The organism is Enterovirga sp. (assembly GCF_028290205.1).
Taxonomy (GTDB): domain Bacteria; phylum Pseudomonadota; class Alphaproteobacteria; order Rhizobiales; family Beijerinckiaceae; genus Enterovirga.
Map to the genome: position 1 here is coordinate 1 of NZ_JAQGKF010000195.1, position 10,965 is coordinate 10,965.

11 protein-coding genes and 1 pseudogene are annotated in these 10,965 nt (G+C 69.3%); 5 read left to right on the forward strand and 7 right to left on the reverse strand.

Translation table 11 applies throughout. The features are described 5' to 3' along the window. The 4 genes from JWR86_RS13670 to murI form a co-directional block, all read left to right on the forward strand. On the forward strand, nucleotides 1-894 hold an 894-nt coding region (locus tag JWR86_RS13670), incomplete at its 5' end, for an alpha/beta hydrolase fold domain-containing protein (RefSeq protein WP_299566542.1). A gap of 25 nt (nucleotides 895-919) precedes the next feature. Next, on the forward strand, nucleotides 920-1,237 hold the full coding sequence (locus tag JWR86_RS13675) for an SMR family transporter (protein ID WP_299566560.1): 318 nt from the start codon (nucleotides 920-922) through the stop codon (nucleotides 1,235-1,237). A 138-nt stretch (nucleotides 1,238-1,375) separates the two neighbouring features. Further along, the gene (locus tag JWR86_RS13680) at nucleotides 1,376-2,236 is read left to right on the forward strand and encodes a DUF1698 domain-containing protein (RefSeq protein ID WP_299566544.1); all 861 of its coding nucleotides are present in this window, start codon (nucleotides 1,376-1,378) and stop codon (nucleotides 2,234-2,236) included. Between the two features lie 77 nt (nucleotides 2,237-2,313). After that, nucleotides 2,314-3,186 carry a glutamate racemase gene (gene murI / locus JWR86_RS13685; protein WP_299566546.1) on the forward strand — a complete coding sequence of 291 codons (873 nt, stop codon included), beginning with the start codon at nucleotides 2,314-2,316 and terminating at the stop codon, nucleotides 3,184-3,186. 33 nt (nucleotides 3,187-3,219) lie between these two features. On the opposite strand, the gene JWR86_RS13690 is transcribed toward murI, so the two are convergent. The 3 genes from JWR86_RS13690 to JWR86_RS13700 form a co-directional block, all read right to left on the reverse strand. After that, nucleotides 3,220-4,056: a carbohydrate ABC transporter permease gene (locus JWR86_RS13690; protein ID WP_299566562.1), complete on the reverse strand. Its 837-nt coding sequence runs from the start codon at nucleotides 4,054-4,056 to the stop codon at nucleotides 3,220-3,222. A 71-nt stretch (nucleotides 4,057-4,127) separates the two neighbouring features. Then, nucleotides 4,128-5,003 (reverse strand): sugar ABC transporter permease, encoded by an 876-nt coding sequence (locus JWR86_RS13695; RefSeq protein WP_299566548.1) that lies wholly within the window; start codon nucleotides 5,001-5,003, stop codon nucleotides 4,128-4,130. 103 nt (nucleotides 5,004-5,106) lie between these two features. After that, the gene (locus JWR86_RS13700; RefSeq protein WP_299566550.1) at nucleotides 5,107-6,483 is read right to left on the reverse strand and encodes an ABC transporter substrate-binding protein; all 1,377 of its coding nucleotides are present in this window, start codon (nucleotides 6,481-6,483) and stop codon (nucleotides 5,107-5,109) included. A 156-nt stretch (nucleotides 6,484-6,639) separates the two neighbouring features. On the opposite strand from JWR86_RS13700, the gene JWR86_RS13705 reads away from it, so the two are divergent. Then, complete coding sequence (locus JWR86_RS13705; protein ID WP_299566552.1) at nucleotides 6,640-8,328, forward strand: TRAFs-binding domain-containing protein; 1,689 nt, start codon at nucleotides 6,640-6,642, stop codon at nucleotides 8,326-8,328. Between the two features lie 17 nt (nucleotides 8,329-8,345). Here JWR86_RS13705 and JWR86_RS13710 read toward each other — a convergent pair whose 3' ends face one another. The 4 genes and pseudogenes from JWR86_RS13710 to JWR86_RS13725 all read right to left on the reverse strand — a co-directional run. After that, the gene (locus JWR86_RS13710; protein WP_299566554.1) at nucleotides 8,346-8,750 is read right to left on the reverse strand and encodes a carboxymuconolactone decarboxylase family protein; all 405 of its coding nucleotides are present in this window, start codon (nucleotides 8,748-8,750) and stop codon (nucleotides 8,346-8,348) included. A gap of 99 nt (nucleotides 8,751-8,849) precedes the next feature. Further along, on the reverse strand, nucleotides 8,850-9,653 hold the full coding sequence (locus JWR86_RS13715; RefSeq protein ID WP_299566556.1) for an N-acyl homoserine lactonase family protein: 804 nt from the start codon (nucleotides 9,651-9,653) through the stop codon (nucleotides 8,850-8,852). A gap of 79 nt (nucleotides 9,654-9,732) precedes the next feature. Next, nucleotides 9,733-10,629 (reverse strand): NAD(P)-dependent oxidoreductase, encoded by an 897-nt coding sequence (locus JWR86_RS13720; protein WP_299566558.1) that lies wholly within the window; start codon nucleotides 10,627-10,629, stop codon nucleotides 9,733-9,735. A 158-nt stretch (nucleotides 10,630-10,787) separates the two neighbouring features. Next, nucleotides 10,788-10,965: pseudogene (locus JWR86_RS13725) on the reverse strand (acyl-CoA synthetase); the annotation flags it as partial.

Here is a 10,965-nt window from a genome sequence, read left to right on the forward strand (position 1 = left end):
ACGGTCGGCAGGACCCGTCCGGGCGACGCGACCGAGATCGCCGCGACGCTGATCAAGGAGGCGCTGGCGGCGCTTGCGGACGATCCCCAGGCCAAGCCGGACACCACGCGGGTTGCGCTGCTCGGCCATTCCGCGGGTTCCGCCATCGCGCTGAACCTGGCGGCCGAGAGCCAGAGCCGCGGCCTGCCGGCGCCGAAGCTGGTCTTCGCCACCATGCCGGGCGGCATCGCCAAGGACGCAAAGAGCCGCGGCGTGCAATTGTCGGACCTGTCCCGGATCGATCCCGGAACGCTGATCGCCACCGTCGTGGGCGACCGCGACGTCCAGGCCGCGGACCGGGCCGCGCGGCGCATTCTGCGCGAAACCACCAGCGTGCCGGCCTCCCGCAAGCTGTTCATCCGCTCGGCCTCCGACGATCACGGCTTTCCCGCCCTGACCGCAACGCTCGCCTCGCCGGCTTCGCCAAAGGAGGGCTACGATTCGGCGCTGATCAAGCTCGCGCCCGCGCCGCCGCCCGAGCGCGGCGCTGCGCGGCCGAAATGGTCGGCCGACATGGTCCTGACCGGAGAGCAGCAGGTGCTGCTCGGCCAGTTGCAGCGCAACGGCACCGACACGCTGGACTACCTGGCCTATTGGCGGACCTTCGACATGCTGACCGGGGCTGCGCTGGCCGGCGGCGACCTCGCCACGCTCAGGACCGATACCGCCTTCGTCGATATGGGCCGCTGGTCGGACAGCTGGCCCGTGCGGCGGCTCGCGGCGGAGACGCCCAAGGAGGCGGCACCGACCGCACACGGCACGACCCCGGCGGCAACTCCCGTCGCGGCGGCACCCACCATTCAGAGCAAGCAGCCCGTGACGCGGCGGCGCGCGACCACGCAGCGGGGCCGTTGAGCCCGCTTTCGCGAACGCCGCGGTTCTGCTCGGCGTCGCCATTGCGGCCGAAGTGGTCGGCACCTCCGCGCTGAAGGCATCCGACGGCTTCACCCGGCTCTGGCCGTCGCTCTTGACCGTGCTCGGCTATGGCTGCGCCTTCTACTGCCTGGCGCTCACCATGCGGGTGCTGCCGGTCGGGATCATCTACGCGGTGTGGTCGGGCGCAGGCATTGTGCTGGTTTCGCTCGCGGGCTGGATCGTCTTCGGAGACCGCCTGGACTTGCCGGGCTTTCTCGGGATCGGCCTGATCGTGGCGGGCGTGCTGGTGATCCAGCTGCTGTCGACCAGCGTCAGGACCTGACGGTCGCGGCAGGGATCTGGACGCGTCCGGGCCGGTGCTGGCTTTCCGGACGGCCCTCCTTTAAGCGCGCCTTTCGGCCCACCGGGCGGGTGCACGGACGCATTCGAGCCGTCGGCGGGCGGCTGCGCGGATGGAGCGATGGACGAGAGGTGGTGGCCTTGGAAGCGGGGCGCCGCGCGTCGACGCGGGCCGACCAACGAGGCGAGCCTCACCCTCGAGGACGGCAGGGGGTGGAGCGAGCAGGCCGGGAGCGTGTTCGATCAGTACGCGACGGGGCTCCCGTCCGCCCAGAACGCCGTGGACGCGCTTCCCGGCTGGCTGTCGGCCCTGCCGCCCGATCTCGGCGTCAAGGCCGGTATCCTGCCGCTCTACGACGACGAGCGGATCCGCTGGCTAATTGAGCAGCACGGCCCGGTGGCCGGCCGGCGCATCCTCGAACTCGGGCCGCTGGAAGCCGGCCATACCTGCATGCTGGAACAGGCCGGGGCCGACGTGGTCGCCATTGAGGCGAACCGGCTCGCCTTTCTGAAATGCCTCGTCGTGAAGGAGATCGTCGGCCTCCGCTCGGCGCGGTTCCGGGTCGGAGACTTCATTGCGGCGCTGGAGGAGGAGAGCACCCGCTACGACCTCGTCGTAGCCTCGGGCGTGCTCTACCACCAGCAGGATCCGTTGCGGCTCCTGTCGGCGATCGCGCAGCGCACCGACGCTGTCTACCTCTGGACTCATTACGTGCCGGACGGGGAGCGCGAGCCCACGCGAACCGTGACCTTCGCCGGCCTCGAGGTGCGGCTGTTTGAAGCCACCTATGAAGGCGGACACCGGCTCAGCACCTTTGCAGGCGGGCCGGTCGACACTCATCACTGGATGGCGGGGGACGATCTTCTCGCCGTGCTCGCGGCGCTCGGCTTCACGGACCAGAAAGCGGCGGATGGGGGAACAGAGACGCCGCCGAGCGTTTCCGTGTTCGCCCGGCGAGCGGAAAGGCACCCTCGGAGGTGACCGCGGCGGCCTGCTCGCCGGGGCGGACGAGGCAGCGTTAGCGGATTGTTAGCGGCACCTGACGACATGCTTGGTCCATGCGGATCGATCTCCTGGCCGGGGCGGCCGTGACACCGCGGGTCGCGCCCGCGGCACTCCGGCCGACCATCCTCCTTCTGGATTCGGGCCTCGGCGGCCTGACGGTTCTGCGCGAGGTGGCACGGGCCCGGCCCGATGCCGATCTCGTCTATGCGGCCGACGATGCCGCCTTTCCCTACGGCGACTGGTCCGAACAGCCGCTCGTGGCCCGGGTGGTGCAGGTCGTGGAGCGGCTCGTGGGCGAGCATGCGCCGGACCTCGTCGTGGTGGCCTGCAACACGATTTCCACGCTGGTTCTGCCGATGCTGCGAGCCCGCTTCGACCTGCCCTTCGTCGGCACGGTGCCGGCCATCAAGCCGGCCGTCGCGGCCTCTCGCAGCGGCCGCATCGCGGTTTTGGCCACGCCGGGCACCGTGCGGCGGGATTACACACGGGGGCTGGTGGAGACCTATGCCGGGCCGTGCCAGGTGGATCTGGTCGGCTCCACGCGCCTCGCGACACTGGCCGAGGCGGAGCTTTCCGGCACCCCGGCGCCCGACGGGGAGATCGCAGCCGAGATCGCGCCCTGTTTCATCGACCGGGACGGGCGCCGCACGGATGCCGTCGTGCTCGCCTGCACCCATTACCCTCTGCTGCTGGAGCGGTTCCGCCGGCTCGCGCCCTGGCCCGTGACCTGGATCGATCCTGCGCCGGCCATCGGCAAGCGTGTGGTGCAGCTTCTCGGCGCGGCTCCGGCCGATGCCGGCCGGAGCGCCTCCTGGAACCGGGCCGTGTTCACGGGCCGAGGCGAGGTCTCGCCCGCGCTCGCGGCGGCGCTCGCCTCGTTCGGGCTGACCGAGATCCGCCGCGGCGTCGCTCCGCTGGCCTCCTGAGGACCGCCCGCCGGGGCTCGCCCGGGCTGGTCCTCAGCTCTTCACCGCCCCGGCCGTGAGGCCGCCCACCATGTAGCGCTTGAACACGTAGTAGATGGCGGCCGGGGGCAGGGCATAGATCAGCCCCGTGGCCATCAGCAGCTCCCAGGGGCTGTCGTCGGCCGCCAGGAAGTTGCCGAGCGCCACCGGCAGCGTGACCTGCGTGTCGCCCGAGAGCAGCAGGAACGCGAACAGGTACTCGTTCCAGGCCAGCAGCACGGCATAGATGCCGATGGCGACGAGCGAGGGCAGCATCAGCGGGATGTAGACAAGCCGAAAGAGCTGGAGCGGCGAGGCGCCGTCCATGATCGCTGCCTCGTCGAGTTCGAGCGGCAGCTTGTCCGAGGCCTGTTTCAGCACCCAGATCGCGTAGGGGCTGGCGATGGTCACCATCGCCATGATCAGCGCCCAGCGCGAGTTCAGAAGGCCGTAGGCGCCCATCGTCTTGTACATGGGCACCGCCAGAAACGCGGCCGGGATGAAATAGGTGAACAGGGCCAGGTTCATGACCGTGCGGCCGCCCCTCACCCTGAGCCGGCTGATCGCGAAGGCGGCCGCCGTCGCGATCACCAGCGTGATCACGCCCGTGGCGAGCGCGATCACGACGGAATTGGTCAGCTGCTGCCAGAAATGGGACAGGAAATAGTGCTTCTCGCCAAACACGATGCGAAAGTTGTTCAGCGTCGGGTTGGTGGGAAAGAGCTGGCCCGAAAACGCGTCCTGTTTCGGAGAGATGGCGAACAGGAACAGGTGGTAGATCGGCAGCAGGGTCCAGATCGCGACCGGGATGCCGATGAGCAGGAGCTTGGCGTCCGGGCCGATTTCCCTCAGCCATTGCTTGCGCGAGCGGGAGGGCCGGCCGGCGGCCAGGGTCCGGGTCGGCGTGGCGGCCGCGGTCGTGCTCACTTCGACAGCCTCCCCATCAGAAACCAGACCAGCGGCAACACCAGCGGCATGGCGCACACCACCGCCGCCATGGACAGATCCACCTGATCCAGGCGCAGATAGCGGATGCCCAAGGTGGCCAGAACATGGGTGAGGTCGGCCGGGCCGCCCCCGGTGAGCAGGTAGACGCTGTTGAAGTCGCCCAGCGTCCAGATCATCGACAGCAGGGTGCAGGTGACATAGAGCGTCCGCATCGACGGCCATGTCACGTACATGAACTTCTGCAGCGGGGAGGCGCCGTCCACGGAGGCCGCCTCGTAGAGGTCGTTCGAGATCGACAGGCGGCCGGCCAGCAGGATCAGCGTCCAGAACGGCAGCGACTTCCAGATGTGGACGGCGATGGCAAAGCCGAGCGCCAGCCCCGGATCGTTCAGCCAGTTCGGCCCGTCGTCGCCGGTGAGACGGAAGACGAGCTGGTTCACCACCCCCCATTCCGGGTTCAGCATGAACCGGACGGACAGGATGGTCGGGATCGAGGGCACGGCCCAGGGCAGGATGAACAGGACCGACAGCCACCGGATCCAGCGGCGCTGGTGGGTGAAGAAGCCGGACAGGAGAAGAGCCAGCAACATCTTCACGTTGATCCCGACCAGCAGGAAGATCAGCGTGTTGACGACCGCGCCCTTGAAGATCGGATCCTCGAGGAGCTGCGCGTAGCTCGCCGGATGTCGCGCGAGCCAGAACCCGTAGCCGACCGGGTAGACCACAAAGAGCAGGAAGACGAGCAGGTAGGGGGCGATCAGCAGCAGCCCCCAGACCTGCCACGCGGTCAGGCGCGGGCGCGGCCTCGGGGCAAGGGTGTCGGCTGAACCGGACAGCGCGAGGCTCGACATGGGGTGTCTCCTCTCCCGCTTCGTGCCGCCGTTCCCGGCGCGGGCCGGGGACGACGGGTGGAGCGAATCCCGGCCGTGGCCGGACCGGGCGGCCGGCCGGGGATCAGTTCCCGGCCACCTGCTTGATGCGGGCCAGCATCTCGTCGGCCGCCTTCTCGACGGCGACCTTCTCGCTGACGACCCGGTTCATGGCCTTGGCGAAGACGTTCTCGTTGTTGAGAATCGTGAACTTGTAATTCTTCACGTAATCAAAGGGTTCGGTGCCCGACTTGAACTGCGTGTAGACGGCCTTGCGGTGCTTGTCGGCCTGCCAGAACGGGCTCTCCTGGCTGTCCTTGGTCACCGGGAACCAGCGGCCGAGCGCACCCTCGATATAGGGCCGGAGGTTCTCCTCCTCCATCAGGAACTTCACGAACTCCTTGGCGCCGGCCTTGTTCTTGGCCTGCGAGAAGACGACGCCGTGTTTCACGTCGGCCCGGTAGGTCATCGGCTTGCCGTCAGGACGGCTCGGGAACGAGGCCGTGATGATGGTGTCCTCGTAGGCCTTCTTGGCGGCGTCGCGCTGCTCCTGGGTCAGGCTCGGGTTGACGGAATCCTCGTACCACTTGGCCGCGATCGAGATGGTGAAGTTGTGCGTCATCACCGTGGTGCGGTTGTGGAAGGCGACGTTGTTGTCGGGATCCTTCCAGGTCGTGGACGAGGGCGGCGTGCAGCCCTTCACGTAGACGTCGGTGTAGTCCCTGAGCGCGTTGACGACGCCCTGGCGAACCTTGGGGTCGTCGACCTGGAGCTTGCCCGCCTCGTCGACGAGCTTGGCGTCATGGGCGTCCAGGAAGGCGTAGAAGGACTGGAAGGAATCGGTGGATTCCACGCCCATCGGCGAGCCGATGCCGTAAGCCCGCGCGCCCGAGGCCTTGCGGTAGGCAGGCTGCACCTTGTCGCACCAGAAGGACCAGTACTCCTTCCAGGTGGTCGGCACGTCCGCGAGCTTGAAGCCGGCCTTGTCCAGCATGTCGCTCCAGATCTCGACATGGAGCGACTGTTGCTTCATCGGGAAGCCGTAATAGGCCTTCTTGCCGGTCTTCTCGTTGAGCAGCAGCGTGTGCTCGACGGTGCTGGGCGCGAAGCGACCCATCATCGGCTGGAGGACGTCGGTGAGGTCCTCGAGCTTGCCCTCGAAGGCCCATTTGCCGGCCGCCTGATTATTGTAGGTGTCAGCGTAGCCGACGTCGGGCGGGGAGCTGGAATCGAGGGCCGCAACGGTCTTCGGGATCATGTCCTGGATCGCGTATTGCGACAGCTCGACCTTGATGCCGGTCTTGGTCTCGAATTTCTTGATCGCGGCCCACAGGGCCTCGTCTTCCGAACGGTAGAAGCCCTTGCTGAACCACACCGTGATCGAGTTCTGCGCGAAGGCTGCCGGCGCGCCGGCCCCCAGAAACGCCGCAAGCGCGAGGGCGCTCACCCAGTGCCGACCCATGCCTGACCTCCCAGTCCGTGACCGGCCACTGCAGTGGCTCTGGACCGGAGTTCAGCATGGTTCCGCTCGCCGGGGCAATGCGTCGAAAGCCGTGCGACCGCCCGGCGATTCTGGCCGTCTCTGCGGGCCAGGCGACACCCGGGGAGCGAGGCCTTGGTGACCCCGGCGACCCTCGAGGAGATCGAGCAGGATCTCCGCCGCGCCGAACTGATCGGTGCCTATGACAAGGCGCGTGCCTGTCTGGAGGCGGGCGTCGACGATCCGAGGCTGCGCTACCTCAGCGTCCTGGCGCTTGCCCGGGCCGGTGCCACGGCCAAGGCCGCCACGCAGTATCGGGCCCTGCGACTGAACCGCCTGGGCGACGTCGATTCCCTCGCCCTCTGGGCCCGCATCCGCAAGGACGCGGCGCTGGCGGCTCCGCCGGAGCGCCGCGGGCCGCTCCTGGCGCAGGCGGCTCGGGCCTACCATCGCGTCTTCCGCAAGAGCCGCGATCCCTTTCCGGGCATCAACGCCGCGACCCTGTCCGCGCTCGCGGGCCAGCGGCAGGACGCCGGCCGGATCGCCTCCACGCTGCTGGATGACGGCCTTCTGCACGAGCCGGAGAGCTACTGGCCCGCCGCGACCCGGGCCGAGGCCCTCGCCGTGCTCGGCCGCTGGGAGGAGGCGGCCGATGCGCTGCGCCGGGCCCGGGAACTGGCCGGTGCGGATTACGGTGCGCTCTCCAGCACCCGGCGTCAGCTCGCCGCGCTTCTGGGCGAGACCGACCCGGATCCGGCCCGGAGCCACGACCTCCTGGACATCCTGGCGCCGCCCAAGGTCGCGCATCTGAGGGCCGGCGAGGTCGCGGCCGACGAGGAGGCCGAGGCCGCCGCGGCCGTCTCCGCCACGCTGCGCCGGGAAGCCGTCGGCTTCGCGGTCGGCACGCTGTGGAGCACGGGTTCGCTGGCCATGGCCGAGCAGGCCCTCGCCGCCGGCGTCGAGCTACATCTCGTGCTGCCCTTCGCGGAACAGGATTACCTCTCCTTTTTCGCCGACCGGAGCCCGGCGGCGGAGGTCGCGCGGCGGCGGCACTGCCTCGCTTCGGCCGCCACGGTGACGTCGGCCACGGCCGACGGCGACTGGCCCGATCCGCAACTGATCGCCTATGCCGAGCTGATCGCGCGGGGCCTCGCCCGCACGCGGGCCCGCCGGCTCTGCACCGACTGCGTCACGGTCGAGATCGGCGGGCGGGAGCCGGAGGCCGCCCCGGCCGCGGCCGCGCCGGCGCCCGACACCGGAACGGCGCCGCATCGCGAGGTGAGGGCGTTCCTGTTCGCCGACGTGTACCGCTTCTCCAGCATCCCGGAATCGCAGCTTCCGGGTTTCTGGTCGGACTACATGGCGGCGATCGGCCGGGTCATCGACGGCTTCGCCGGGCAGGTGCTGTACCGCAACACCTGGGGCGATGCCTTCTTCCTGGTGATCGACGAGATCGAGGCGGCGGCCGGCCTCGCCCTGTCGATCCAGGAGGAGGCGGCCCGCATGCGGCGGGAGAGCCGGTTCGCGCCCGAGCTCAGGATCGGGCTGCACCACGGTCCGGTCTTCAAGGGCTGGGATCCGATCCGCGGGGTCGCGAGCTACTTCGGAACGCAGGTCTCGCGCGCCGCCCGGGTGGAACCGGTCGCGCCGCCGGGCGCGGTCTACGTGACCGAGCCCTTTGCGGCGATCCTGGAAACGACCGACACGGCCGGCTTCGAATCCGAATATGTCGGCCGCATGCCGCTGCCCAAGAAGTACGGCGAGCACCGGATGTACCGGCTCGCCCGCCGCTGGGGCCCGGCCCCCGGGCGGGCCCGTTCGGCCTAGCCGGTCGGGCCGCTGCCCTACTCGCCGGCGGCCTCGTGGTCGCGGAAGGCCTCCTGGGCGACCCGGGTCGCCTCCATCATGGCCGGGACCCCGGCATAGATGCCGACCTGCATGATGATCTCGCGGATCTCGTCGCGGGTGACGCCGTTGCGGAGGGCGCCGCGGGTGTGGAGCTTGAATTCCTGGGCCCGGCCGAGCGTCGCCAGCATGGCGAGGTTGAGCATGGAGCGCGTCTTGCGCTCGAGTCCGGGCCGGCCCCACACGAAGCCCCAGCAATACTCGGTGACGAGTTGCTGGATCGGCGCCGAGAAGTCGTCGGCCTTGGCCAGCATCGCGTCGAGATGGGGCCGGCCGGCCACCTCGCCGCGGATCTCCTTGCCTTGCCGAAACAGATCGCTCTGGAACTCCGGTCGCTCAGCCATGCTACCCCCCGTGACGGCCCAGCTTCGACCGAGCGGCTCTCCCCGTGCAATCCGACCATCGATCGAGGCGCGGGACGGGCAGGCCCGGTCGGAGGCGGGTCAGCCGGTTGGATCCGCGTCCAGCCGGTGGGCAATCCCGTCCAGGCCCGGCGCCGAGGCCGGATAGCGCTGCAGCACCAGGGGATCGTGGCCCGGGATCACGGCCGAGCGCTCGCTCGCCAGGCCGTACAGCTTGCGATAGCCCTCCAGCGTGTCCTCCAGGCTGTGCAGCAGGTGGAAGGGGCGGCCCTCTTCCATGTTGGCGTAGAAATGGCTCGCATCGGACGCGATCACGGTCCAGCCGCGGCGCGTCCAGACGCGCACCACCTGCAGGCCCTTGGAATGCCCGCCGACCCGGTGCAGCGAGATGCCGGGCGCGAGGTCGCGGTCGCCGTCATGGAAGGTCACGCGGCCCTCGAAGACCTTGCGGACCATGGCCAGCACGTCCTCGGCCTCAAACGGTGCCCGCAGCGCCGGGTGGCACATGCAGCGGCCCGTCGCATAGGCCATCTCGCCGTCCTGCAGGTGGTAGCGGGCGCGCGGAAAGAGGCCGTGATTGCCGCAATGGTCGTAATGCATGTGGCTGACCACCACGTCCTCGACCCTGTCGGGATCGATGCCGATGCAGCGCAACCCTTCCCCTGGGGAGCGAAGGAAGGCGCGCCCGCGCTTCTCGCCCATGGCGGTGTCGAAACCGGTATCCACCACGATGGTGCGGCCGTTGCCGCGGATCGCCCAGACGAAATAGTCGAGCGGCATCGGCCCATCATGCGGATCGCCACCGAGGAAGTTCTCGCGCCGGGTGGCATGGGCGTTGTGGCCGTAGCGGATGGCGTGAATCTCGTAGGGCTCGAGATCGGGCATGGGCTGGCTCCTGCCGGGAAGAGGGGGGCGGCCCGCTCGGCCGGCCCTCCCTCGTGTCAGCTCTCCGAGCCGACAGCGCTCAGGACGGGGTTCCGACCGTGACCCCGGCCGGGCGCTCCACCATCTCGACAATGCGGGTGAAATCGCTCTCCGGGCCGAACTGGTCGTTCATCTTCTGCCAGATGGACCGCACGGCCTTGGCGGTCTCCAGATCGAGGCCCATGCCCTCGGCCTCCTCCAGGCACAGCCGCACGTCCTTGAACATCAGCCCGGTCGCGAAGCCGTAATCGAAGCGGCGGTTGAGCACCGATTTCGGGAATTTCTGCGTGGTCGCGGTGTTCATGCCGGACGAGACGTTGATCACGTCCACCATGATCTTGGGGTCGATGCCGGCCTTGACCCCGGCCGTGATCGCCTCCGCCGAGATCGCCATGGCGGCTGCCGACATCAGGTTGTTGCAGAGCTTCATCATCTGGGCCGAGCCCGGCGTCTCGCCGATGAAGAAGACCTTGCCGATGACCCCGAGCATGGGCTCGAGCCGGCGAAACACCTCGCCCGGGCACGACACCATGACCGCGAGCGTGCCGGCCCGGGCCCCGCCGACCCCGCCGCTGACCGGGCAATCCACAAAGGTGATGCCCCGCTCCTTGAGCCTGCCCGCGATGCTGGCCGCGACGCGCGGTCCGGTGGTCGAGAGATCCACCACGGTCTTGACCTTGCCGCCCCCGGCGAGGCCGCCAGGGCCGAGCACGACCGTCTCGACGATGTCTGGGGTGGGCAGGCTGATCAGGATCGTTTCGACCTGGTCGGCGACCTCCTGGGCCGAGCCGGCCCGGGTGGCCCCACGCTGGAGAAAGGGCGCGAGGGCAGCATCGCGGGCGTCGTGCACCACGAGGCCGTAGCCCGCTTCGGCGAGACGGGCTGCCATCGGCGTGCCCATCATTCCGAGCCCCACGAATCCGATCGTCTCGGCCATTCCGCGTCTCCACCCGTGTTGTTTGACCTTGTCCTGCACGGGCCTGTGCCGTGCGGCAAGGTTTTCGCGCGCGGCTGTGGCCTTGCCAACAGGGCCGCGACCAGCTCAGGGGAGGGGCGGCTCCACGCCGAGCGCCGGACGGGGTGCGCCGGCGGCTATCAGGTGCCGGGGCTCGCCGGCACGTATCCGCGCCGCTCGATCTCGGCCCGGACCAGCTTCTTCGTGACCTTGCCGTAGCCGGAGCGCGGCAGTTCCTCCAGGAACACCACCCGGCGCGGCAGCTTGTAGCGGGCGACCTTGGGTGCGAGCCAGGCCAGGAGCTCCTCCTCCTCCAGC

Bases quoted from the DNA above. Each gene is read 5' to 3' on its own strand.
- JWR86_RS13680 (WP_299566544.1), top strand. From the start codon at position 1,376: ATGGACGAGAGGTGGTGGCCTTGGAAGCGGGGCGCCGCGCGTCGACGC.
- murI (WP_299566546.1), top strand. From the start codon at position 2,314: ATGCGGATCGATCTCCTGGCCGGGGCGGCCGTGACACCGCGGGTCGCG.
- JWR86_RS13695 (WP_299566548.1), bottom strand. From the start codon at position 5,003: ATGTCGAGCCTCGCGCTGTCCGGTTCAGCCGACACCCTTGCCCCGAGG.
- JWR86_RS13700 (WP_299566550.1), bottom strand. From the start codon at position 6,483: ATGGGTCGGCACTGGGTGAGCGCCCTCGCGCTTGCGGCGTTTCTGGGG.
- JWR86_RS13710 (WP_299566554.1), bottom strand. From the start codon at position 8,750: ATGGCTGAGCGACCGGAGTTCCAGAGCGATCTGTTTCGGCAAGGCAAG.
- JWR86_RS13715 (WP_299566556.1), bottom strand. From the start codon at position 9,653: ATGCCCGATCTCGAGCCCTACGAGATTCACGCCATCCGCTACGGCCAC.
- JWR86_RS13720 (WP_299566558.1), bottom strand. From the start codon at position 10,629: ATGGCCGAGACGATCGGATTCGTGGGGCTCGGAATGATGGGCACGCCG.